Below are 22455 nucleotides of genomic sequence, written 5' to 3'. Positions count from 1 at the left end.
CCTTCTGTTATGGGCTGGCATGGAGCAGGATCGCGCCGCTTGGCATGTCGGTCGCCATGAAAAGTTGAAGGCCACCGGGTATGAACATGGGGGTGTCGCACGCAGTGGCCTTCGCCGTAAAAATTCATACGGATTCGCAACTATAGGTAATCGCTGCTCTCATGGAGCATAGCGAGCGATCGGTCCGATGTCCAACCGCCGCCGCCGACCTTGAAGCTGGCAGAAAAGGGGAGGCATGCGGGGGCGCAGGTGTCTTTACATCAAGATCGTGCAGGGTACGCCCGTGGTAAACTGCCGTATCTGATTGAAAATATTAATAGATATTAAAATTCATCGATCCTTTTTATAAGCTCTCGAATGTGTGCTGAAGCCCGTGTTCCGCCGAGCCCCTTTCCTCCGGTAGGCGGAAAGGCGCTGGTCGCAATTTGCAAAGCGAAGCCACGCGCTACACTCTTAAGTTGTCTGATGGTTTCGGACTGCAGTTCATGACCAAGGGAGTGGGCCATGCCATATATCACCGAGATACCAGCAAGTTTTCTGACCATTGATCCGGACCTGGGGGTCATCGACCTGACCGGCACGGGCGTTTTGAACGATCTGGAAAACTCGCAATACTTCGAGCGGTATGACATCGAGTCCCCCACCGGCGACACGGTGACGCGAGGGGACGATATTGCCGCCGTGGACGAGAACGGCGACCCGCTGGTGAGCGGCACCTATGCGGGCTCCGGCACGCTTTCGACCGCCGCGACCACGCTGAAGCTTCCTCTGGGGCTCGCGAAATTGAAGATTCAGGTCGATCCGGTGGACGGCCACTTCGTGCAAGGGGATGACGGTAAGGGCTATTTCATCTCGGACGAGCCATTTGACGGCAACAATCTGGGGGTCACGATCTCGGGGAAGATCCTCGGGGTGCCGCTGGATATCAACGTTCCCATCTCCGAGCTCGGCAATCTGCCAATTCTCGGGCCAGTTCTGGACCCTCTGTCTGCTGCTGTGAACAACATCCTCAACACGGTCGTGGTCAACGTGGATTATGATCCGGACGGCGAACTCGACCTCGACGATGATGAGGTTTTCCCCTGTTTCGTTGCCGGGACCATGATCCTTACGCCCGACGGAGAGCGTCCGGTCGATGATCTGGACCGCGGCGACCTCGTCTTCACCCGCGACAACGGCCCTCAGCCCATTCGCTGGATCGGCTCGCGCGGGCTCAGCGCCGAGACCTTGACCGCCAAACCCAATCTGCGCCCGATCCGGATTATGGCCGGGGCGCTGGGGGAGGGGGCGCCGGCAGTCGACCTGATGGTTTCTCCGCAGCATCGCGTTCTGGTGCGCTCGAAGATCGCCCAGCGGATGTTTGGCGCGCAGGAGGTGCTCGTCGCGGCGAAACACCTGCTGTGCGTCGACGGGGTTGAGGTCGCAGACGACCTGCCTTCGGTCGAATACTTCCATTTTCTGTTCGAACGTCATGAGGTGATTTATTCCAACGGGGCCGAGACGGAGTCGCTTTTCACAGGACCGCAGGCCCTGCTGACGATCGGCGCGGCGGCGCGCCAGGAGATATTCGAGCTGTTTCCCGAGCTTTTGGGCATCGACCACCGGCCAGAGCCGGCCCGGACTCTGGTTCCTGGGCGACGCGGCCGAAAGCTCGCCGATCGCCACGCGCAAAACCGCAAGGCGCTTGTGACGCAAGCTGGCGCACCTTCAGTCGAAGGTGACGCAGGTGCAGGCGCATATTGCTAAAATTTCCCATCAATGAAGGAGGAGAGTGACTATGAATATCCAGTCAATGACCATGAATGGTGCCCAACAGCTTTTGGGGCCTATCAGAATATGTGCAGTTTCCGCTGTGATGGTGGCCGGTTCCACGACGCTCGTCAGTGCGGACGGATTGGGAGATCTCGTCGAGAATGTGACGGGTGCTGTTGGCCTCGGGCGCACGGGTGCTGCCGTCGACGACGTAGTGGATCACGTGGCCGACGGTGTGGACAAGGTCGGCAACGGTGTTGGCCACGTAACCAATCACGTCACCGGTGGGACGCTGGGCGGACCGCTTGATAACACAGTCGACGGCGTCGCTTCGGTCCTTGGCGGGACTGGCAACGCCGGCAATGGTGGAAATGGCGGCGGGACCGGGGGTGGAGGAACCGGAACGGGCGAGAATGGATCCGGCGGTGGAGCGGGATCTCAAGCCCTTGCCAATGGAACCGGCGGCTGGGGCAGTGGCATGTTCGGTGCGGCAGCGAGCGGCCAGTCGACCTGCCCATCCTTCGGAAACAGCGCCGATTACAATGGCCTGCGCGCAGTCGACCAGAACAGCGTTGTCGTCGGTCAGGTCGTCGGGGCACAGGTTGACACCGGTCGCGGCATTGAAGCAGTGCGTATCGCAATGCCGGTGGGGACCAATGGCCAGATGCGGTGTGTCACAGTTCACGGAGGAACGATGACGGCAGCCAATGGTGTTATCCTTCTCCCCTTGGATCAGACCCAACTCAACTTGTAGATGACAATAAGACCTGCACTATGGGCCCACGGACGTAGTGCAGGTCTGCAATCAAAACAGAATTTAATTTCTCAGGCGCGTCCATCCTATGGTGCGCGCACGGGACAGCGCCAGATCGAAGCGACCCTCGCCGGTTTCAGCGAGGCATATCCGGCGGTTGGTCGGGCCGTCCCGCAATGTGAACAGATACCTTCCACCGCCAAGCGGACGCAGCGGCATGGCGCGCCGGGTTGGTCCTGCTCCGAAGATAAACGCACCGTCGCGAATTTCCGCATGAGCTTCAAACGCTGGCGCCTGCCAAGACCCGTCCAGATGGACCGGCGGTCCTGCGTCTTCCGTCGCCGGTTCGAACACTGCGGGCGCGTGTCCGAGGTGGCCCCGGATCGACCGGCCCTCCATCGTCAGTTGCATCCTCGAGGTGGGGGAGAGGCTATCGCTCACCCCGCCGCCCACGTCATAAAGCGCCACTTCATCGTCGAGCCGACGGGCTGACGCGGTGCCGATCTCGAGCCAGTCCGCGCCCGTGGGCGCCACGTAGAGCCCCGGCACAAGCTGCGTTCCGGGTTTTGCTTGCAGGTCAAGGTCGAACGCGGCAGCAAGGACCTGCTGAAGGATGTCGGCCGTGTTCAGATCGTCACGGTTTGCCACGATCGCGGCGCCGGCACGCTGTTCGGGATCGAGTAAGAGATACGTCTTGTAGCCGGGCTGCGATCCGCCGTGACCAACAACCGCGCGCCCCCCGAAATCGTGATGGCGCAGACCCAACCCATAGCCGGTCAGTGTGCCGTCCGTCAGACGTCCCGGGCGGGACAGGGCGCCCAACATGCCGTCAAAGGGGCCTTCGCCCGCAAGCAGGATTTGCCCCCAACGGGCGAGATCCCATGCTGACCCGGACATCGATCCGGCCGCCGACAAATGCATGCCCTGAAAGCCGACCTGCCAACCCTCCGCTGTTGAAATATAGCCCGGCGCTAATCCCGGCACGGGGTCTGTCCAATATTCGCTCGCGCGCATGGATAGGCCGAAGCCGTCGCGCAACCGCTCTTCCAGAAATCGTTCGAACGACAAACCTTTCGCGCGTAACGCCTCTTCGACCAAACGGTAGCCACCGTTCGAATAATGCACTTCGGTGCCCGGGGCGTAGTTGGGGCGGGTCATGGCCGCATGAAAGTCCAGCAGATCCGCGGGTTCGGTTCGGGTGAAGACCGAATGCCCGATCAGCGTCAAAGCCTCGCGCGTATCGGGCACGCCGCCAGACATCGCCAAGGCCTGCTCGACCGTGATCCGGGCGATCTCCGGTTGCAGCTGCGGAAGGTGCTGGCCGAGGGTGTCGCCAAGCCCGATCACCTCGGGATGAGACAGGACGAAGGCGCAGAAAATGTGTTTGGTGACTGAGGCATAGCGGCTGATGGTGTCGGCCGTGAAAGGCGTCGTCGTGGCAAGGTCGGCTTGGCCGAAGGCGTGCGTGATCTGCACGCTGTTCTGGTCAAAGCCGACGAGTGCGCCGCCGGGTCCATCTTCCGCACCGCTCATAAGTTGCTTTGCACATGCGGCCGCGCTCTGCCAATTCAATCCTGCCATGTCATCCTGTCCTCAAACGATGCGCACGTGTTTCATGCGGTGCTTGCCAGCGCTTGGCCGAGTTCGACCAACTCGCGCGTATGCGGGTGCGTGGCACGGCGCGCGCGCAAATCCGTGACGCTGAGCTGCTCGACCATCTCGCCGTGTTGCATGACGCCTAGCCGATCGCAAAGGTGCGCCACGACCGACATGTTGTGGCTGACCATGACATAGGTCAGGCCGTGGCTCTTGCGCAGGCGTCCAAGCAAATTGAGAACCTCAGCCTGCACCGACACATCCAGTGCCGAGGTCGGCTCATCGAGCAGCAGCACCTTCGGTTCGGCAATCAGCGCGCGCGCGATGGCCACCCGTTGACGTTGCCCCCCTGAAAGCTGGTGCGGGAACCGGAAGCGGACCGATTGCGGCAGCGCCACTGCATCCAACGCGCGGTTAACGCGCCCGTCCACGTCATCCAGACCGTTGACGGAGAGAAACTCAGACAGGATACGATCGATTGTCTGTCGGGGGTGCAAGCTGCCGAAGGGGTCCTGAAAGACCATCTGCACCTTGCGAAAGAAAGCGCGCGGGCGTTTGCTAGCCACGGGGGCACCCTCAAAGCGGATCTCTCCTGTCCAGTGCTGGTTGAGCCCGGCCAGTGCACGCAAGACCGTGGACTTGCCCGAGCCGGACTCTCCGACGATGCCGAAACTCTCGCCCGCCGGAACAGAAAGGGTGACACCCTTCACCACCTCTTTGGGGCCAAAAGCGATGCGCAGATCTTGGACGTCGATCATCGGGTTCGTCATTGTGCCTGCTCCTCAAGCCACTGGGGATCACGGGTGAGCACCGGCAGATCACCGCGCGGCTCGTCGAGAGAGGGCAGGCAGTTCAAGAGCCCTTTGGTGTAGGGGTGGGCGGCTTGCGCCAGATCCTTGGCAGCCAGTTCCTCCATGATCTGCCCCATATACATCACGCTGACCTTGTCGCAGAAGTTCGAAACCAGCGGCAGGTCGTGGCTGATCAGCAAAAGCCCCATGTCGCGGGTGTCGACAAGCTCGTCGATCAGGCGCAGGATTTCGGCCTGAACCGATGCATCCAGTGCCGATGTCGGCTCGTCCGCGATCAGCAGAGAGGGGTTGGGCGCAAGCATCATCGCGATCATCGCGCGCTGCCCCATGCCGCCGGAGATTTCGTGCGGATAGGCGTTCAGAACCAGTTGCGGGTCGCGGATCATCACCTGTTCAAGCAAGTTAAGCGCTGCGTCCCGCGCCTCTTTCTTGCTGCCCTTGTTGTGGGTCAGCCAGGCTTCCGCGATCTGGTTGCCGATGGTCTTGACGGGGTTGAGCGAATATTTCGGATCCTGAAGGATGAAGCCGGCCCGTCCCCCCCGCAGCTTGCGCATTTCGCGTTCGGACTGGGACAGGATGTCGATCCCGTCGAATAGCATCCGATCGGCTGTGACCTGCGCTTGGGCGGGCAAGAGGCGCATCAGCGCACGCGCGGTGATCGATTTTCCGGAACCGGATTCGCCCACGATCGCCAGTTTTTGACGTGCTTCCAGCTTGAAGGACACACCGCTCACGGCCTCGAACCGTTTGCCGTTGTTCTCGAACGTGATGCGCAGGTTTTCGATATCTACCAGCATATAATCTCTTAATCCTGTTTCGGGTCGAGCACGTCGCGCAGACCGTCGCCAAGGAAGTTAAACGCAAGCGATACGAGAAGAATGGCGATGCAGGGAGACAGGGCCACCCACCATTGATCAAGAATGAACCGTTTGGCCGTTGCGATCATGGCGCCCCATTCCGGGGATGGTGGCTGCGCCCCCATGCCAAGAAAGCCAAGGCTTGCGGCAGTGATGATGATGGATGCCATGTCGAGCGTGACCCGGACGACCAAAGATGGCACGCAAAGCGGTGCCACGTGGCGCAAGATGATCCTCCACGGGGATGCGCCGGTCATGGCCACGGCCTCGATGAACTCCGAATTGCGCACGGTCAGGGTCTCGGCGCGGGCAATGCGGGCATAGGGGGGCCAGGCGGTCAGGGCAATGGCAAGAATGGCCGATTGCACACCGGGGTTGAGCGCTGCGACGAAGGCCAAGGCAAGGATCAACCGGGGAAAGGCCAGGAACACATCTGTCAGGCGCATCAGGGTCTTGTCGACCCAGCCTCCGAAATAGCCGGCGATGGTCCCCACCGCGAGGCCCACAGGCGCCACCATGACGACGACGGCCACAACGATGCCGAGCGTGATGCGGCCCCCGTAAAGAAGGCGAGACAGAATATCCCGGCCCAACTCATCGGTCCCCAGAAGATGGTCCGCCGAGGGGCGCGCCAAGCGGTTCTCAAGGTCCTGGATGGCCGGATCGTAGGGTGCAAGAAGCGGGGCCAGAAAGGCCAGCAGGACGCACAGGACGATGATAAAGAGACCGATCATCGCCAGCGGGTTTGCCTTGAGCGCCAACCAAATGCGGTAGCGCCGGCCCCAGGCGGCCTGTCGTCGTGAAGTGGCCAAATCGTCGAGCGCCCAGGCTCGGAAGTCTGCAAGCATGGTGATGCCCTTATGCTACACGTGGGTCGAACACGCGGTAGAGGATGTCGGCCAGCAGGTTGAGCCCGACATAAACCGCACCGATGATAAGAGTGGTGCCGACGACGGGGTTCATGTCGCCGTTCATCAGTGCCGTCGTCAGATATTGGCCCAGTCCGGGCCAGGCGAAGACGGTTTCGGTGATCACCGCACCTTCCAGCAGACCCGCATAGGTCAGCGCCAGGACGGTGATCAGTTGCACGGCCACATTGGGAAAGGCGTGGCCCATCACGACAGACCAGCCAGACAGCCCCTTGGCGCGTGCCGAAATGATGAACTCTCCCTTAAGCGCGTCGAGCATGAAGGCCCGTGTCATGCGGGTGATATAGGCCATTGAAAAATAAGCGAGGATCAGCACCGGGAGCGTCAGATGATGCACCGCGTCCCAGAACGCGCCCATGTCCCCGGCCAAAAGGCTGTCCACCAACAAGAGGCCGGTGACCGACGGAACCATCCCGTCGTAAATCACGCCCTGTCGTCCCGGGCCGGGCACAAGGTCAAGCCCCACGTAGAAGATCAGCAAGCCCAGAAGGGCGAGGACGAACACCGGAACGGAATGGCCCGCGATACAGACAACGCGGATGATCTGATCCGTCAGTGAGCCCTGCTTCACGGCTGAAATGATCCCGGCCGGCACTCCCAGAAGCGTGGCGATGAGCAGGGCCAGCGTCGCCATCTCGAGCGTGGCGGGGAAATAATGGGCGATGTCACTGATGACCGGATTGCGGGTCAGAACCGAGCGGCCGAAATCGCCCTGTAGCACGTTGCTGATATAGGACCAGTATTGCACGATCAGTGGATCATCCAAGCCCATCTCTGCCCGAGCCGCGGCGACGACATCGGCCGGTGCGTTGTCGCCGACCGCAGCCAGAACAGGATCGACCGGCATGACCCGACCGATCATGAAGGTGATCACCGACAGCCCGAACAGCGTCACAAGGACGCTGCCGAGCGTGGCGGCGAAAGACTTTACTTTGCGATTCACGTCTTGGTGACTTCTTCGTAGGAGTTGTTGCTGGGCAAAGGTGCCAGAATAACACCGTCGATATTGTCGCGCATGGCGACCGTCGCCGTCTTCTGGAACATGATTGCGAAGGGCGAGGCGTGTACGAACTTCTTCTGTAGCTCAAGGTACTTCTCGATGCGCGCGGCTGGATCCTTCTCGTCCCGGGCGTCCTCGGCCATGGCGATCAGCTCATCATCCTGGAAGTGTGAGCGCCAGACAAACGGCTTGCTCGTGGCATCGTCACTGTTGTCCTTGTTGATGATATAGGGGTCCGCGTTGGCATTGGGGTCAAAATAGTCGGTTCCCCAGGCCGAGATGATCATCTGGTGCTGTCGGGCCCGCATCTTGGTCAGAACCTGACGGTTCTCGCCCGAGATCAACTTGGCCTTGATGCCGACCTCGGCAAGGTTCGCCTGCACGGCCTGCGCGATGTCGGGGTAGGGTTGCGCCGAATAATGATCCAGTTCGATTTCGAACCCGTCCGGGTATCCGGCTTCGGCCAGCAGCGATTTCGCCTTGTCGATGTCCTGTGTGAAGATCGTGTCATTCAGGGCACCGGGCAGGCCATTGGGCACGAAGGACTGGTGCACTTCATAGGTGTCGCCGAGGATGTTGTCCTTGATCCCTTGGTAATCAATCGCCCACTTGACAGCTTCCCAAACCTTGGGGTCCGACAGCTTATCGTGCGAGACGTTCATCGACAGCTGCATGATCGAGGCCTGCTGCTTGCGCAGGAGCTTAATCGAGTCGTCGGATTTGACACTTTCCAACTGTTCGGCCGTCAGGTTGCGCGCGATGTCGATGTCACCCTTCGTCAGCATCAGCATCTGCGATGCCGGATCGACGATGTGGCGCAGCATGACGCGCTCGATCGGGCCCTCGTAGCCAGCGTGCGGGTTGACAGTCAGCACGACCGCATCCGACGGGCGCCAGGTGTTCAGCATGAAGGTTGCCGAACCGGCGGAATTCTTGTCGAGCCATGCCGACCCCATGTCGCCGTCGACTTCGTTCGCCATCACGGTCTGCTTGTCGGCCACGCAGCCGATGTTCGCGGAGAGACAGTAAACAAGGAAGCCGATCGACGTCGGCTCGGCGGTCTTGATGACCAGCGTGCGGGGATCGGTTGCCTGGATCATCTCGTCCACGTTTTCGGGGGTGAAGCCGAACTGGCTGATGATGAAGGCCGGCGATTTGTTGAGCTTGACGGTCCGACGCAGGGACCATGCAGCGTCCTCAGCGGTCAACTCATTGCCCGAGGAGAACTTGATGCCGTCGCGGATCTTGAACGTGAACATCTTATCGTCGTCGGAAGCTTCCCAGCTTTCCGCCACATCCGCGTCGACCACGTCGGGGTTCTCGGGGTTCGGGCTGACCAGTTGCTGATACATGTTGCCGATGATTTCCGAACCGGTCGCTTCGAAGCTGACGTGCGGATCAAGCGTCGTCATGTTGTCGAGTTGTTGGGCCACCACGAGAAGGTTCTTGGGCGTGTCGGCAAAAGCCTGCTGGGCCATGGAAAGATAGCTTACAGCCGGAATGGCCGCTGCTGTAGAAGCGAGGAAATTGCGTCGTGTGATCATCTTGAACCTTCCCTGATGAATACCGGCCCTGAAGAGGCGCTCTTGCGATCCGTGGCCGCCACACGGGGTGGACCACTGCTTGCGACGCTTCGTTAACATGCGATTTTTCAGGGGAGCCAATGTAAAGTTCGGCATGCCTGTTGTGAAAAATTCATAGTCTTTGGAAACCAGATACTTACCGCGTGCGTGCCGCCCTGACGAACTTTCTGTCGCCCTTGCGTTAACTGTTTTCTAGTCGGTAGGACAGGGGGGCATCCGGCCCTACAGGAGAGTTCATGTCCAATGCTGCCGCCCCCCTTGTCTTTGACGGACACAACGACGCGCTTCTGCGCCTCTGGAAATCCGGCCAACGTGATGCGGTCGGGCGGTTTGTCTCGGGGGACGGGGACGGGCACATCGACCTTCCCCGCGCTCGCGAAGGCCGGCTTGGCGGTGGCCTCTGCGCCCTCTACGTGCCGTCTGAACGGGTTCTGGACGACAATGGTAATTTTCCCACGCCGACACGGGATGAGGCACTGGATGTCACCATGGCGCAAGCCGGCTTGCTGGCCCGGATTGAGCGAGAGGCCGAGGGCGCTTTCAGCATTTGTCGCACCGTCAAGGACATTCGGAACGCTTTCGCGGAAAGCAGTTTTGCCGGGGTGATGCACCTTGAAGGGGCCGAGGCGATTACGGCGGATCTGGATCTGCTCTATGCGCTCTACAACATGGGGCTGCGCACGCTCGGGCCCGTCTGGTCGCGGCCCAACGTCTTCGCGTTCGGCGTTCCGTTCCGGTATCCGTCCTCACCCGATATCGGCCCCGGCCTGTCGAGCTTTGGCAAAGCTCTCGTGCGCAGCTGCAACGAGTTGGGCATCATGATCGATCTGTCCCACCTGAATGAAGCGGGGTTCTGGGATGTGGCGAAGCTGTCCGATGCGCCGCTGGTGGTGTCGCATTCAAACGTCCATGCGATTTGCAGTCATAGTCGCAACGCCACGGACCGCCAGCTTGACGCAATCCGCGACAGCGGCGGTCTGATCGGGATCAATTTCGGTGTGTCCTTCCTCCACCCCGAAGGTGAACGCGACGTCGGGATGGAGCTTTCGATGCTGACGCGGCACGTCAACTACATCGTCGACCGCATCGGTATCGACCACGTGGCCTTCGGGTCCGACTTCGACGGCACGCGCATTCCCGACGCCATGCGCGACGTGCGTGACTTGCCCAAGCTGATCGCAGCGCTGAAGGCCGACGGGTATCACGACGGCGAAGTCGAGAAGATCGCCCACGGCAATTGGCTGCGGGTTTTGCAGCAGACCTGGGGCGGCTGACACTTCGGGCCTATGCGTGGGGCCCGGCGGGTTGCCCTACTTAGCGGGGGCGCGGGGTCAGTTTGCGGATCGCAGCCAGTCCGACAGAAGCGGACGGGTGGCGCCACCGCGCCCCTTGACGGCGGTTGCCATGCACAGGGCGTTCAGGATTGCTTCTTGCGTGGTCTCGGCTGCAGCGCGGAACAGGTCGTCGATCCGATGGTCGCCCAAACGCTGAAGCGGCGCGCTGTCCGCGTCCGGCGCATGGGCAATCCGGTTGGCCGTGGTGAAGCCCAAAACAATATCGCCCGACCCATTGCCCCAAAACGCACCAAGCCGTGCTATTCCCGCGCCTGCACGGCGACAGATGCGGTTCATTTGCCCACCATCCAAAGGCACATCCGTCGCAAGGACCACCATGATCGATCCCTTTTCCGGTTCGGATTGTGCCCCGGGGGCCGCGTTCCGCCCGTCGGGCAGGACAAGATCGCCCGCCCGTCCGAAGTTGGCAACCACCAGTGCCCCGAGGTGGCAGATTTTGCCGTCGATCTCGATCTTGCGCGAGGCCGTGCCGACGCCGCCTTTGAAGCCGAAACAACTCATACCCGTGCCCGCACCGACGGACCCCTCATCGACATGCAACGAAGCCTGCTCAATCGCTTGGAAGACGTGGGCTTCGGTCACGGCCATGGCCTGAATATCCGACAGCGCCCCATCGTTGCATTCGCCGACCACCGGGTTGACCGTCGAGGTCTCACGTCCGATTTCCGGGGTCTCGCCGATGGCACGGCGGATCAGTGCGGTGCTGCAGGGGCCAACGCTGAAGGTGTTGGTCAGAACGATCGGCGTCTCGAGCGTGCCAAGCTCGCCCAACTGCACCAACCCGACGCTTTTGCCAAAGCCGTTGATGACGCTTGCCCCGGCCACAAGTTTTGAGGTGAACAGGTTGCCCGAAGCGGGCACGATGGCTGTGACGCCGGTGTTTATCCCGTGCCCTGTCAGGGTGACCTGTCCGACCCGGACGCCCGGCACGTCGGTGATCATGTTGCGCGCACCGACAGGGAGGATGCCGGAGCGCAGACCAAACTCCCGCGCGCGACCTGTCATGCGCTGACCCTCGCTGCCGGCTTGTTGAAGTCGACAATCTCGCGGCTTTCGCGCGCGGCTTGTAGATACAGCGCCTGCAGGCTGCGGGTCACCGGGCCCGGCTGACCGTTACCGATCACCTGATCGGCGATGCGAATGACCGGGGTGACAAAACTGGACGCGCTGGTCAGAAAGGCTTCTGAGGCTGCGACGGCGTCCTGCGGTGTGAAAGCCCGTTCTTCAAACTGTACGTCAGGCTGCGCCGCTACCAGCCGCTCGACCGCCCGGCGGGTGCAGCCGGGCAGGGTGGCGTGACTGTTCGGCCGGGTGAGCAGCACGTTGTCCTTTGTCACGATGAAGGCGGTGTTCGACGCGCCTTCGGTGATAAGGCCGTCCTGATGCATCCAGACATCGTCAAACCCTGCGCTTTGCGCCTCCTGTTTCGCCAGTGCCTGACCCAAAAGTTGCACCGTCTTAATGTCCCGCCGCGCCCATCGCGGGTCTGCGATCAGATCAACCGAAACGCCGCGTTCTTGCGCCGCTGTTCCGTGGAGGACCTTGGATTGCGTGAAGGCGACGATATTTGGCTCCATGTCCGCGTTGAAGGTGAAGTTCCGCTCAGCAGTGCCGCGCGAGATCTGGATATAGATCGTGCCGTCGCGCATGTCATTGCGTCGGGCCAGTTCGTGCTGGATCTCGCGGAGTTCATCGCAACTGCAGGGCTGGGCGATGCCCATTTCCTTGAGGGATCGCTCAAGCCGGGCCAGATGCAGGTCATTGTCGATCAGCCGCCCGTCGATCATCGCGGTGACTTCATAGATCGCGTCACCAAACAGAAAACCGCGATCCATGACCGGGATTTGTGCCGATTTTTCCGGCAGATAGGCGCGATTTACATAGATGGTCCGCATAGTGCTCGCCTGTGCTTGAGGATTTCTATGTCAAAGCATAGAGAGCGCATGCACAAACGGCCAATGCTGGTTTTCGCGCGGATCAGTCAAAAATTGCATAACCCGATTTGGCCACGTGCGGCAGGTTCCCAGACAACGAAAGTCAGCTTTCATGGAATTGAAATGGTTGGAAGACTTTGTGATGTTGGCACATACCGCGAGCTTTTCTCGCGCCGCCGATGCACGCGGCGTAACGCAATCGGCCTTTTCGCGCCGGATCAAGCAGCTTGAAGCTTGGTTGAATACGACGCTTGTCAACCGCTCCAGCCTGCCATCCGAACTCACCGCGGAGGGGCGCACCTTCCTGCCGATGGCGCAAGAGATGATCCGTTCGGTCTACGGTGCGCGCCAGTTGCTGCACCCCGATGCCTCGGACGCGGATAGTTTCGTCCGAATTGCGGCCTTGCATACGTTGGCGCTGACTGCGCTTCCGGCCTGCCTTGACCAGATGCGTCTGATCCAGCGCGACATCAGAAGCGAAGTCATGCCCGATCAAGGGGGGATCGAAGCCAATCTGGCAACGCTGGCCGAAGGTGAGACCGACTTTTTCCTGACCTATGCGCATCCCTTCGTGCCGCTCTTGCTGGACCCCGAGCTGTTCAGTTGGCACGTGATGGGGCGCGACCGGGTGTTGCCTGTGGCCGCGCCAGAATTGAACCTGGAAGGGAAGGGCCGGTGCGCGGGGGAGGGGATTCTCGATCTCGCGGTCGCCTCGCGCATGCAGGTTCCCTATCTCGACTATGGCACAGCGTCGTTCTTCGGAACCGTGCTGCAGCGGATTTTCTACGACCACCCCGGGCTTGATCGCCAGATTGTGCATCGCAGCGCCATTTGTTCAGGTCTGCGTGAGCTTGCGCTGCTTGGGCGGGGTGTGTGCTGGTTGCCGGAACAACTGGTGCGTGCGGATCTGGACCGCGGAACGCTGGTGCTTGCCGGTGCGTCGGAATGGACGTTCGAGGTCGAGGTGCGCCTATACCGACTGCGCGCGGAACAGCGCCGCACGCTGGAACAGCTCTGGACAGGTATCCTGCACGCGCAATAGCTTTGGGCGTTAGCGGTTCCGCGAGGCGTGTAACTTAACGGCCGGTTCAGACGAGCAACATGGATTATGTGACATAGTTTAATATGTGATTTTGAGGTCCAGAGTCGTATCATGATCTGCGAGGCAAATGGGATTGAGTACCGACTGACCAAGGCGAACCACCCCTAGACGAATGGTCAGGTCGAACGGATGAACCGGACGATCAAGGAGGCGACCGTCAAACGCTTCCAACACGACAGCCACGACCAGCTGCGCACGCACCTCGCGGACACGCCAAAGGCGCCAGTGGCGGCAACATGCAGGAATCCTTCGCGTTTCTGCCGAATCACCTGGGCTGCGCGCTTAAGTTGTTTCAGGCCGACGAAACTCCGTTCCACCTCGCTGAAGAAATTGATCGCATCCGCGGTGGCGCTCAGCCCCGCGCCGGTGCGGGTGAACAACTCCAGTTCCAGCGTCGCCTCCAGGTCACGGATCAGGCGGCTGACGGCAGGCTGTGTGACCGCCATCATCTGGGCTGCGGTGGTCATGTTTCCAGTCTAGAACACCAGGCGGAAAGCTTCAATTTGTCTGAGGTTAATCTTCATGCCGATACCATAACATTTTGTTATAGGTACAGCTAGCAATGAGTTGGACTATCCAGCGCTGCTTTGCCAAACTTTTTACAGTCGCAGGGAAAGGCGCGCGTGCCCTGACGGGGTCAGGGAGGAAAGCAAAGATGGGATCGCCAGGGACCGAAGTGGTCGTCATTGGTAGTGGATTCGGCGGTTCGGTTGCCGCAGTGCGGCTGGCTGAGGGCGGCGCGAAAGTGACTTTGCTTGTGCGCGGGCCGTGGTGGGACACCGTTCCCACGCGCTCGATGGGGATCACCGACTCGACACCGTTTCCGCGCGGCGCGCGTCTTTTCACCCGTTCCGTCCGTTAGTTTTCGCAGCATTTCTGCTTCAGTTGCCTGTGCTGCTTTGAGGTCCTGCACCTTCTCCGTTTCGGCGGATACGATGTCAGAGAGGGGTAGCTCGGCTGTAGCCCGTTCCTGCTCCGCTTCGACCCGCTTCGCTTCGGCCTCGATAGCGGCCGTCCGCATTTGTTCGGCCTCTCGCGTCAACTTGTCCTTGGCGCGAGCTTGGGCGGCCACCTCGCGTGCCGCATCTTCCTTGCGCTTGCGTGCCTCGCTGACCGCCCGCTTGCGCGACTTGCGGATCGCGGCCTTGCCCAGCGACCGGCCGTTCTCGACTTCCGCGTGCGCGGTACCCACGGCGTTCTCGAGGATCTCCGATGCTTCGGTCTGCGCCTGCGCGCGCTGCTTTGCCCGCCATTCCGAAGGAGGCGTGTGCCGTCGTTTCTCTGGTACAGGCTCACCCGCAGCCGAGGCCAGACGGCGGGCTTCGGCCCGCCGTTCCCCGCGCGTAATCCCCAGAGGTTTAAACGCCTGGCCCGCGACTGTCTGTGCGTGTTCATAATCTGCGAGAAGCGGGTTGATCGACGATTGGAGTAATGACTGCCGGCCGCGATTGACGGTGACGCGGTCGCGCCAGACGGCCACAACGAAGTGGATGTGATATGCCTCCTCGTCTGCATGGCCGCAGGCGTAGCGAAGCTGTCCGTCTGGAAAATGCTGCTTCAGGAAGGCGAGGGCGGTCGCGCGGAATTGCGCCACACGCTTGGGGTTCCATTCGTCAAATCCGGTCCCGCCGAACCAGCTCTTGATCACCGTTAGGATACCTTCGCGCAGCGGTCCATGGCGCCCTCGCTTCCAGGGATCAACCAGGCCTTTCTCGAGAACCTGCCGTGCTTCCTTCTTACGGGACTTCGCCTTCAGCGCGGCCACGTGCGCCTGCAGATTGCGCCGCTTTGCGGCCTCGACCTCAGCGCACAACTGCACTTTCCAGCCGTCCAAAGAGCTTCTCGTTGAGCCGGCTTGCCTCTCGATCGAAATGTGACAGATCCCCGACATTAGGCCTATCGCGCATATCAAAACGGCCGAGGTCGCGCGGATGCAGCCCCTCGAAGCGCAGAACGATTGGGACTTTAGCAGGGCTGAAACCAAATTTAGCGTGGGCGGTCATGATTCAACTCGGTCTTCAAGGGCTTTGACAAAGTCTCCCTGATCCCCATGAAAGTCCTCAGATGAAACAGGGTAACGTTTTCGTGAGGTTTGCCGGAGCCATTACTCACTACTCTTGTTGTAGTTCCGGGGAGCCCGGAACCACAACAAGAGCGCTCGCTCAGGGGATACCCCCGAGACCCTTTCTCGGGATCTATCAATGGGGAAGCCCCATCAATTGATCCCTGCGACCAGCAACCTGCTGGACCCGTTTGAATGACTCTGAATAATTCTGTCTGCCTGAATGAGAATATGAACTTCTACTGATTTCCGGCGATCCCAAACGTGCTTCCCTGCCTGCTTAAAAAGCTACACCATTCAACGCCAAAAGATTGGAGTACCTCGTTCTTGGAAGATCTCATTGCAAGGTGGCCGGGAAAACGGTGCCCGAGGGGCACCGAACATCCAGCCGTATTTCATATGCATGAGGTCGCCGCTGTCGGCGAGATCCTCTTCGCCCGAGCAGGGTATTCAGATTCTGTCCGGCGGGCGCTTTGTTTGCTTGTCGTTCTCCATGATCCTGGCAAGCTCGGCGAGCCGTTCCGTGCGATGCTGCGAGATGGCTCTGGCCAGGGGCGCGATCGTCAGCATTAGCAGATGACAGCGGTCTTGCTATACCGACACGACGCGCTGATTAAAAGTATTTTGGGAAGCAGGCGATCTCGAAGAGCTTATCTGCATTCGGCATAGACCCAGTATGGTTGGCCCTGTTTCTCTCGCAAATAATCAAGAAAATCAATGAGAAATTAAGGCAGACAACCTATAGGTTAATGCGCATGGTCCATACACGCTCGATTCCGTAAGCGGAGGGGGATCGACTGCGTTTTACAGCTCTGCGAATATTGTAAGTTTACGGAAGGTGAACGGGATGAGAAAAACTTTTGCGCTTGGTGCATTGGGTGCGGCGACGTTGTTAAGCGGTTGCCTGTCGAGCGGTAGCAATGATAGAGTCGACTTAGAGAAAGTCGAATCTCTTGTCGATCGTGCAAACGAGGCCAGCGTGGCTGCCGTGGAGGACTTGCCGTCCAATGCAAGCATGACCGGTTACGTCGCTTTGTCGGACTACGAGGATAATGAATTTATCGGCGATATGAGTATGAATGCCGATTTCGCGGGAAGCACAATCAGCGGTACGGCCTCAAACTTTGGACAGTTTAAATGCGACACCGAGTGCGAGGATATCGACGACTTGGAGCGTGTAGCAGATCTGGGCGGTAGCTTGGAGCTAACTGGTGGGATTAGTGGATCCGAGTTCGATGGATCTCTCGGTGGCGATCTAACCCGCCGTGAAGGTGGTGAAACTGGAACCGCGACTCTCGCCTTAGATGTTGAGGGTGACTTCTTGATGGATGATGCCGGGCTCATCGCTGATGCGGGCCTTGAAGGCAGTGCTACATTTGACGATGAACCAGACGGAATCGATCTCTACGGACGTTTTATCGTAGCTGAATAAGCGGGTGTGAACTCTGGTCCAGACAATCCGATTGGCTTGTCTGGGCCTACCTGTGGATACGGGGTGGTATGTTCCGATTTTCCATTTAATCGGGGAAATTCGATGTTCCTATGAGGCTTCATGGTTTTTTCATCGCCTTGGAATAGGCATAGGCCAATGTCGTCCTCGGACATCTTGTTTAGTCTCGCGTCAAATTTTAATTACAACCACTACCTAGGAGTCCGTGTGAAGTTCTTTAGGCATTCCTTCGGGGGGCTTCTTGTCTCGACGCTATTAAGTATAGTGTTTAACACACATGCGGTCGGTCCTGTATTCGGCGACGAGATTATGGAACAGATAAATGGCTCTCAACCAGTACAACATCTGGAGGACTTGCAAACTGAGCGGTTGACCCGTTGGCAAACAGCACAGGTCGCCTATCGACGGGAGCGATACGATATCGCCCGGTATCATATCAATCGGCTGATGCGCACCAGCACATCGCCGAATGATATCGACACATTATCCCGTGCATTGGTGAGCATCGCAGCGGCTGACCCGTGGGCGTTTAATTTGGGGTTCTCACTGAAGCCTTCCAGCAACATTAAGCGCTATACTTATAACGATACGTTTGAAACTTCGCTCGGTGTCTTCGTTCCAGCGGGCGGGGGTGAAGCCGAAAGCGGTATTGGTTTCGATGTTGCGACTGGGCTTTCGTACTCATTTGGTTTGTCGGATCAATCGTTGCTAAGTGTACGAGCCAATTTGAACCACACAATTTATGATGACGCAGAACTGAATAAGACACAAATCTTTTTCGCGGTAAGTCGCGATAGTTATTCTGTGGGACACAGAACCACGCTCGAACCCTTTGTTCGGCTCAGATACGATGGACACCAAGATCTCACTCGGAGAGATGTCGGCCTGGATCTGTCTTCGAGCTGGTGGATGGGTGACGGAGCGCAACTGACCGCGACGGCTTTGATGGAGCGCCGATCTTATTTCAACAGTAGTTATCGAAACGGTCCTTATTCCAGACTGTCCGTGGACTACGGGTTCGCTCCAACATCGGAAACCTATTTCTCGTTCGGTGGCGACATCGCGCGGTCGGTTCCCGAGCAATCACACCTGCGGTACTGGGAGGCCAGGCTGACAGCAAACTCGCGGTACCGGATTGAATATGTTGGAACAGTAGGATTCTTTCTCAACCTATCTGCGCGTACGTACGATAGCATTTTCCCAGCGACAAACAGAGAGCGGGAGGACAAGAACGTTATCGCTGGAGTGTCATTCCAGCCGCAAGGCATCGAAGTCTTCGGCGCCCGCCCTCAGGTGGAATGCAAGTCTGAACGAAACACCTCCAACATTGCACTCTATGACTTCGAAGCGATAGATTGTGGACTTAGTTTTAAACAAAGTTTTTAGGGTCGGCCCAACGGTAGCGGACGCTGCTTAGCTCCCCCTATTACCGTGCTATCGCATTCGAAGACGAGGATATTTTCGGGCTCGTTGGACATCTTCCTCCAAATCTTTGAAGAGTGGATAGGGGGCAATTGACGGCGGTTACAGGCTCCTGCAACAACACCGATCCCTAAATCTTTGCAATGGCTTGAGCGTCACTGCTCAGGCCTTGTTTACGCTTGACGCACAGAGTCAGTTGCAACAGCGCGGCTAGAGCGCCCTCCAGATGGATCGACAGCTTGCCGTCCGTCTCATTTGGCTGCAGCACGATCCGGTCGATCAACCCGCGCAAGGCGTCCTTGGCGTCCAGCATGCCATCGCCTTTTGCAGCTGTGTGATCAGGGTCGCGACCTGATCACGGTAGGTCGGCCATCTTCGGATGGATCCGGATCGGGGAGGGGGCGGCCTCTGGCGCCAGTTTCGCCTCAATCTCGGTGTGGGCCGCGTCGAGTTCGATCGACCGGTCCTTGACCTGCTCTGCAGGCACCCCGGCGATGATGGCCTCCACCAGTTTGGCGTGGTCTTTCTTCGTGGTCGCAAGGTCTTTGTCCAACGCGGTGCGATTGGCCGAGGCTTCGGCCTGCAGACGGTTGCGCGCTGTAGAGCATCCAAACGCAGTTTGCGAGATCTTCAAAAAGACGCCGCGACCGGCGCGGGTCCGAGCGTCAGAGCGGGCGTTTGATCCAGCGGGAAATCACCCCGACGATGCCTTCGCGGAACAGCAGCACGCCGATCACGAAGATAACCCCCTGGATGATCGTGACCCAGGCCCCGAAGGTGGCCAGATAGTTCTGCATCGTCACGATGATCGCCGCCCCAACGAGTGGCCCGAAGATCGTGCCCATGCCGCCCAGCAGCGTCATCAGCACCACTTCGCCAGACATCGCCCAATGCACGTCGGTCAGCGAGGACAGTTGGAACACCTGACTTTTAAGCGCCCCGGCGAGACCTGCGAAGGTGGCGGACAGCACGAAAACCATCAGCTTGTAGCGCGCGACATTGTAGCCCAGCGAGATCGCCCGCGGCTCATTCTCGCGGATCGCCTTGAGGACCTGCCCAAAGGGCGAATGCACGATGCGGTAGAGAAACAGGATCCCCGCGAAGGTCACGGCGAGCACGAAGAAATAGAGCGCGACGTTGTCCTCAAGCGGGATCAGCCCGAAAAGATCACCCCGCGGCACCGACTGGATGCCATCCTCGCCCCCGGTGAACGGTGCCTGCAGCGAGAAGAAATAGACCATCTGCGCGAAGGCCAGTGTGACCATGGCGAAATAGATCCCCTGCCGCCGAATGGCGAGGAAGCCGATCGCCAGCCCCAGCACACCGGCGGCCAGCGTGCCGCAGAGCACCGCAAGCTCGGGCGTCAGGCCCCAAACCTTGGCGGCATGGGCGGCCACATAGCTCGCCCCGCCGAAATAGGCCGCATGGCCGAAGGACAACAGCCCCCCGAAGCCCAGCAAGAGGTTAAAGGCGGCGGCGAAAAGCGCAAAGCACATCACCTTCATCGCGAAGACCGGATAGACAAGGAACGGCAGCACGATCAGGAACGCCAGCAAGATGGCAAAGATTACCTTGTGCAATCGCGGCATGCCTGCCTGATGGGCCATGGGCGTGTCCGGCGTGGGGTCCGTGGTGGACTGGGGTGCGGTTCTCTCCATTTTACGCGGTCCTTCCGAAAAGCCCTTCGGGCTTGATAAGCAACACAATCGCCATGATGACAAAGATCACCACGGCCGATCCTTCGGGGTAGAACACCCGGGTGAGGCCTTCGACCAGCCCCAGCATGTAACCGGTCAGGATCGCCCCCATGATCGACCCCATCCCGCCGATCACCACGACCGCGAAGACCACGATGATCAGATCCGCGCCCATGTTCGGGTTGACCGAATAGATCGGCGCGGCCAGCACGCCGGCAAAGCCCGCCAGCGCCACGCCGAAGCCATAGGTCAGCATGATCATCAGCGGCACGTTGATGCCGAAGGCCCCCACCAATGTCGGGTTCTCGGTCGCGGCGCGAAGATAGGCGCCAAGGCGCGTCTTCTCGATCATGAACCAAGTGCCAAAACAGACGAGGATCGAGGCCACGACGACCCAGGCGCGATAGTTGGGCAGGAACATGAAGCCCAGATTGCGCCCGCCCGACAGCGCCTCGGGGATCTGATAGGGCAGCCCCGAGATGCCGTAGTAGTTGCGAAACAGTCCCTGGATGATCAGCGCCAGACCAAAGGTCAGCAGCAATCCGTAAAGGTGATCAAGGTGATAGAGCCGCGACAGCATCGTGCGTTCCAGCAGCACCCCGAAGGCGCCCACGATCAGCGGCGCAAGGATCAGCGCAGGCCAGTAGCCGATGCCGAGGTACTCCAGAAGCATCCAGGCCACGAAGGCCGCCATCATGTACAGCGCCCCGTGGGCGAAGTTGATGATATTGAGCAGGCCGAAAATAACCGCCAGCCCCAGCGACAGCACGGCATAGAAGGACCCGTTGATCAGCCCCAGCAGAAGCTGGCCCAACAGGACCTGTGGCGGTATCCCCAAAAGCTCGAACATATGCGGCCCCTTCGCATCGGATGGTCAGAAAAACACGCGCCCGACCGCGAAAGCCGGGCGCATGGGATGGTGGATCAGCTCTTCGAGAAGTCGCACTCGTCCAGCATCGGAAGGAAGGCGTCCTCACCGCTGATGGTGGAAATCTCGTTGTAGAGATCCCACTCGCCCTCGGATTCGTCGGGCGACTTCACCTCGAACAGATACATGTCGTGGATCGCACGCCCGTCGCCGCGCACGGTGACCTTGCCGAACAGCGGATCGTCGATGTCCATTTCGCGCATCTTGGCCACGACCGCACGGCCATCCTCGGCGCTTCCCAGCTCCTCAACCGCGGCCAGATAGGCCATGGTCGCGGAGTAGGCGCCCGCATGCACCATGGTCGGCTTTGAGCCCATTTCTTCCTCGAACCGGGCAGACCATTCGCGCGTCGCGTCGTTCTGATCCCAATAGAAGGCTTCGGTGAGGTTCAGCCCCTGCGCGGTCTGGGTGCCAAGCGAGTGCACGTCGGTGACGAACATCAAAAGCGCAGCCAGCGACTGCCCCGCCTGAGTGATGCCGAATTCCGACGCCTGCTTGATCGCGTTCACCGTATCGCCGCCGGCATTCGCCAGCCCGATCACATCCGCGCCCGAGCCCTGCGCCTGCAACAGGAAGGACGAGAAATCCTGCGAGGGGAACGGATGGCGCACGTTGCCCACGACCTCGCCGCCGTTCTCTTCGACCACGGCCATGGTGTTCTCTTCCAGCGAGTGGCCGAAGGCATAGTCGGCGGTCAGGAAGAACCACTTCTCGCCGCCCGCGTTGGTCACCGCGCCGCCCGTGCCGTTGGCCAGCGCCGCCGTGTCATAGGTCCAGTGCACGGTCGTCGGCTGACACTGGTCGCGGGTCAGGCTGGTTGAGCCTGCGCCGGAATCCAGCAGAACGCCATTGGCTTCGGCGGTGATGTCGGCCACGGCCAGCGCCACGGACGAGGTCGGCACGTCGACGATGGCGTTCACACCGTCCACGTCATACCACTGCCGCGCGATGTTCGAGCCAACGTCGGGCTTGTTCTGGTGATCGGCCGAGATCACCTCGACGTTCATCCCTTTCTCGGCGGCGCCGAAATCCTCGACCGCCATGCGCGTCGCAACGGCTGAGCCTTCGCCCGAGAGGTCGGCATAAGTGCCTGAGCGGTCGTTGAGAACGCCCAGTTTCACATCGATATCCTGCGCCAGCGCGCTGCCTGCGGCAAGTGCCCCCACCGCTGTGCTCAGGGCCAGTTTCTTCAGCATGGTCTTCCTCCTTGTTGTGACGCCGC

22 protein-coding genes and 3 pseudogenes are annotated in these 22455 nt (G+C 59.9%); 9 read left to right on the top strand and 16 right to left on the bottom strand.

All coding sequences use genetic code 11. From position 1 onward, the window contains the following. Positions 1-504 precede the first annotated feature (504 nt). On the top strand, positions 505-1746 hold the full coding sequence (locus DC363_RS06245) for a Hint domain-containing protein (protein ID WP_108640263.1): 1242 nt from the start codon (positions 505-507) through the stop codon (positions 1744-1746). 31 nt (positions 1747-1777) lie between these two features. Next, positions 1778-2506, top strand: a complete 729-nt coding sequence (locus DC363_RS16660; protein WP_146180749.1) for a hypothetical protein — start codon at positions 1778-1780, stop codon at positions 2504-2506. 63 nt (positions 2507-2569) lie between these two features. On the opposite strand, the gene DC363_RS06235 is transcribed toward DC363_RS16660, so the two are convergent. From DC363_RS06235 to DC363_RS06210, 6 genes are read right to left on the bottom strand one after another with little or no spacing between them, the layout of a single operon-like run. Then, a complete protein-coding gene (locus DC363_RS06235; RefSeq protein WP_108640261.1) occupies positions 2570-4087 on the bottom strand; it encodes a serine hydrolase domain-containing protein in 1518 nt (505 codons plus the stop codon). 32 nt (positions 4088-4119) lie between these two features. Continuing rightward, entirely contained in the window at positions 4120-4872 is a 753-nt protein-coding gene (locus DC363_RS06230; protein WP_196778382.1) for an ABC transporter ATP-binding protein, read from the bottom strand. Next, positions 4869-5711, bottom strand: coding sequence for an ABC transporter ATP-binding protein (locus DC363_RS06225; protein WP_108640259.1), 843 nt, complete (start codon positions 5709-5711; stop codon positions 4869-4871). The genes DC363_RS06230 and DC363_RS06225 overlap by 4 nt, the downstream gene beginning before the upstream one ends. A gap of 8 nt (positions 5712-5719) precedes the next feature. Further along, positions 5720-6619, bottom strand: a complete 900-nt coding sequence (locus tag DC363_RS06220; protein ID WP_108640258.1) for an ABC transporter permease — start codon at positions 6617-6619, stop codon at positions 5720-5722. Positions 6620-6629: 10 nt separating this feature from the next. Then, positions 6630-7643, bottom strand: coding sequence for an ABC transporter permease (locus DC363_RS06215; RefSeq protein ID WP_241962933.1), 1014 nt, complete (start codon positions 7641-7643; stop codon positions 6630-6632). Then, positions 7640-9244, bottom strand: a complete 1605-nt coding sequence (locus DC363_RS06210) for an ABC transporter substrate-binding protein (RefSeq protein WP_108640257.1) — start codon at positions 9242-9244, stop codon at positions 7640-7642. Before DC363_RS06210 ends, DC363_RS06215 begins: the two co-directional genes overlap by 4 nt. A gap of 275 nt (positions 9245-9519) precedes the next feature. On the opposite strand from DC363_RS06210, the gene DC363_RS06205 reads away from it, so the two are divergent. Next, entirely contained in the window at positions 9520-10557 is a 1038-nt protein-coding gene (locus DC363_RS06205) for a dipeptidase (protein ID WP_108640256.1), read from the top strand. A gap of 57 nt (positions 10558-10614) precedes the next feature. Here the strand turns inward: DC363_RS06205 and DC363_RS06200 are convergent, their stop codons facing one another. Both DC363_RS06200 and DC363_RS06195 read right to left on the bottom strand, forming a co-directional pair. Beyond that, a complete protein-coding gene (locus DC363_RS06200; RefSeq protein WP_108640255.1) occupies positions 10615-11643 on the bottom strand; it encodes a DmpA family aminopeptidase in 1029 nt (342 codons plus the stop codon). After that, positions 11640-12533, bottom strand: coding sequence for a D-amino-acid transaminase (locus DC363_RS06195; RefSeq protein ID WP_108640254.1), 894 nt, complete (start codon positions 12531-12533; stop codon positions 11640-11642). Before DC363_RS06195 ends, DC363_RS06200 begins: the two co-directional genes overlap by 4 nt. Before the next feature lie 151 nt (positions 12534-12684). On the opposite strand from DC363_RS06195, the gene DC363_RS06190 reads away from it, so the two are divergent. Together DC363_RS06190 and DC363_RS06185 are read left to right on the top strand one after the other, a co-directional pair. Next, positions 12685-13614, top strand: a complete 930-nt coding sequence (locus DC363_RS06190; protein WP_108640253.1) for a LysR family transcriptional regulator — start codon at positions 12685-12687, stop codon at positions 13612-13614. A gap of 132 nt (positions 13615-13746) precedes the next feature. After that, positions 13747-13884: pseudogene (locus DC363_RS06185) on the top strand (integrase core domain-containing protein); the annotation flags it as partial. A 140-nt stretch (positions 13885-14024) separates the two neighbouring features. Here DC363_RS06185 and DC363_RS17240 read toward each other — a convergent pair. Continuing rightward, a pseudogene (locus DC363_RS17240) lies at positions 14025-14141 on the bottom strand (helix-turn-helix domain-containing protein); the annotation flags it as partial. A gap of 95 nt (positions 14142-14236) precedes the next feature. On the opposite strand from DC363_RS17240, the gene DC363_RS06175 reads away from it, so the two are divergent. Next, positions 14237-14536, top strand: coding sequence for an FAD-binding protein (locus DC363_RS06175; RefSeq protein WP_108640327.1), 300 nt, complete (start codon positions 14237-14239; stop codon positions 14534-14536). A 618-nt stretch (positions 14537-15154) separates the two neighbouring features. Here the strand turns inward: DC363_RS06175 and DC363_RS17110 are convergent. Together DC363_RS17110 and DC363_RS16810 are read right to left on the bottom strand one after the other, a co-directional pair. Then, positions 15155-15565 (bottom strand): annotated as a pseudogene (locus tag DC363_RS17110) (plasmid recombination protein); the annotation flags it as partial. Beyond that, positions 15477-15677: a hypothetical protein gene (locus DC363_RS16810; protein WP_158270838.1), complete on the bottom strand. Its 201-nt coding sequence runs from the start codon at positions 15675-15677 to the stop codon at positions 15477-15479. The pseudogene DC363_RS17110 and the gene DC363_RS16810, both read right to left, overlap by 89 nt. Positions 15678-16000: 323 nt before the next feature. Here DC363_RS16810 and DC363_RS17320 point away from each other — a divergent pair, with 323 nt between their 5' ends. From DC363_RS17320 to DC363_RS06160, 3 genes are all read left to right on the top strand, one after another. After that, entirely contained in the window at positions 16001-16309 is a 309-nt protein-coding gene (locus DC363_RS17320; protein WP_422396401.1) for an HD domain-containing protein, read from the top strand. 274 nt (positions 16310-16583) lie between these two features. Further along, the gene (locus DC363_RS06165; RefSeq protein ID WP_108640250.1) at positions 16584-17168 is read left to right on the top strand and encodes a hypothetical protein; all 585 of its coding nucleotides are present in this window, start codon (positions 16584-16586) and stop codon (positions 17166-17168) included. A 327-nt stretch (positions 17169-17495) separates the two neighbouring features. Further along, positions 17496-18572 (top strand): surface lipoprotein assembly modifier, encoded by a 1077-nt coding sequence (locus DC363_RS06160; protein WP_158270836.1) that lies wholly within the window; start codon positions 17496-17498, stop codon positions 18570-18572. A gap of 166 nt (positions 18573-18738) precedes the next feature. On the opposite strand, the gene DC363_RS06155 is transcribed toward DC363_RS06160, so the two are convergent. From DC363_RS06155 to DC363_RS06135, 5 genes are all read right to left on the bottom strand, one after another. Next, positions 18739-18921 (bottom strand): hypothetical protein, encoded by a 183-nt coding sequence (locus DC363_RS06155; RefSeq protein ID WP_108640248.1) that lies wholly within the window; start codon positions 18919-18921, stop codon positions 18739-18741. Positions 18922-18963: 42 nt separating this feature from the next. Continuing rightward, positions 18964-19242, bottom strand: a complete 279-nt coding sequence (locus tag DC363_RS06150; protein ID WP_146180748.1) for a hypothetical protein — start codon at positions 19240-19242, stop codon at positions 18964-18966. 31 nt (positions 19243-19273) lie between these two features. Further along, positions 19274-20266 carry a branched-chain amino acid ABC transporter permease gene (locus tag DC363_RS06145; protein WP_422396400.1) on the bottom strand — a complete coding sequence of 331 codons (993 nt, stop codon included), beginning with the start codon at positions 20264-20266 and terminating at the stop codon, positions 19274-19276. A gap of 1 nt (position 20267) precedes the next feature. Beyond that, complete coding sequence (locus DC363_RS06140) at positions 20268-21155, bottom strand: branched-chain amino acid ABC transporter permease (protein ID WP_108640246.1); 888 nt, start codon at positions 21153-21155, stop codon at positions 20268-20270. Positions 21156-21229: 74 nt separating this feature from the next. Then, complete coding sequence (locus tag DC363_RS06135; protein ID WP_108640245.1) at positions 21230-22429, bottom strand: ABC transporter substrate-binding protein; 1200 nt, start codon at positions 22427-22429, stop codon at positions 21230-21232. Positions 22430-22455: the final 26 nt, after the last annotated feature.

The organism is Thalassorhabdomicrobium marinisediminis (assembly GCF_003072065.1).
GTDB lineage: Bacteria > Pseudomonadota > Alphaproteobacteria > Rhodobacterales > Rhodobacteraceae > Octadecabacter > Octadecabacter marinisediminis.
This window is presented reverse-complemented; position numbering and strand designations above follow the sequence as displayed.

What these genes read in the sequence shown, in the direction of transcription:
- DC363_RS06245 (WP_108640263.1), top strand. Translation starts at nt 505, where the DNA reads ATGCCATATATCACCGAGATACCAGCAAGTTTTCTGACCATTGATCCG.
- DC363_RS16660 (WP_146180749.1), top strand. Translation starts at nt 1,778, where the DNA reads ATGAATATCCAGTCAATGACCATGAATGGTGCCCAACAGCTTTTGGGG.
- DC363_RS06235 (WP_108640261.1), bottom strand. Translation starts at nt 4,087, where the DNA reads ATGGCAGGATTGAATTGGCAGAGCGCGGCCGCATGTGCAAAGCAACTT.
- DC363_RS06230 (WP_196778382.1), bottom strand. Translation starts at nt 4,872, where the DNA reads ATGACGAACCCGATGATCGACGTCCAAGATCTGCGCATCGCTTTTGGC.
- DC363_RS06225 (WP_108640259.1), bottom strand. Translation starts at nt 5,711, where the DNA reads ATGCTGGTAGATATCGAAAACCTGCGCATCACGTTCGAGAACAACGGC.
- DC363_RS06220 (WP_108640258.1), bottom strand. Translation starts at nt 6,619, where the DNA reads ATGCTTGCAGACTTCCGAGCCTGGGCGCTCGACGATTTGGCCACTTCA.
- DC363_RS06210 (WP_108640257.1), bottom strand. Translation starts at nt 9,244, where the DNA reads ATGATCACACGACGCAATTTCCTCGCTTCTACAGCAGCGGCCATTCCG.
- DC363_RS06205 (WP_108640256.1), top strand. Translation starts at nt 9,520, where the DNA reads ATGTCCAATGCTGCCGCCCCCCTTGTCTTTGACGGACACAACGACGCG.
- DC363_RS06200 (WP_108640255.1), bottom strand. Translation starts at nt 11,643, where the DNA reads ATGACAGGTCGCGCGCGGGAGTTTGGTCTGCGCTCCGGCATCCTCCCT.
- DC363_RS06195 (WP_108640254.1), bottom strand. Translation starts at nt 12,533, where the DNA reads ATGCGGACCATCTATGTAAATCGCGCCTATCTGCCGGAAAAATCGGCA.
- DC363_RS06190 (WP_108640253.1), top strand. Translation starts at nt 12,685, where the DNA reads ATGGAATTGAAATGGTTGGAAGACTTTGTGATGTTGGCACATACCGCG.
- DC363_RS06175 (WP_108640327.1), top strand. Translation starts at nt 14,237, where the DNA reads ATGAGTTGGACTATCCAGCGCTGCTTTGCCAAACTTTTTACAGTCGCA.
- DC363_RS16810 (WP_158270838.1), bottom strand. Translation starts at nt 15,677, where the DNA reads ATGACCGCCCACGCTAAATTTGGTTTCAGCCCTGCTAAAGTCCCAATC.
- DC363_RS06165 (WP_108640250.1), top strand. Translation starts at nt 16,584, where the DNA reads ATGAGAAAAACTTTTGCGCTTGGTGCATTGGGTGCGGCGACGTTGTTA.
- DC363_RS06160 (WP_158270836.1), top strand. Translation starts at nt 17,496, where the DNA reads ATGGAACAGATAAATGGCTCTCAACCAGTACAACATCTGGAGGACTTG.
- DC363_RS06155 (WP_108640248.1), bottom strand. Translation starts at nt 18,921, where the DNA reads ATGCTGGACGCCAAGGACGCCTTGCGCGGGTTGATCGACCGGATCGTG.
- DC363_RS06145 (WP_422396400.1), bottom strand. Translation starts at nt 20,266, where the DNA reads ATGGAGAGAACCGCACCCCAGTCCACCACGGACCCCACGCCGGACACG.
- DC363_RS06140 (WP_108640246.1), bottom strand. Translation starts at nt 21,155, where the DNA reads ATGTTCGAGCTTTTGGGGATACCGCCACAGGTCCTGTTGGGCCAGCTT.
- DC363_RS06135 (WP_108640245.1), bottom strand. Translation starts at nt 22,429, where the DNA reads ATGCTGAAGAAACTGGCCCTGAGCACAGCGGTGGGGGCACTTGCCGCA.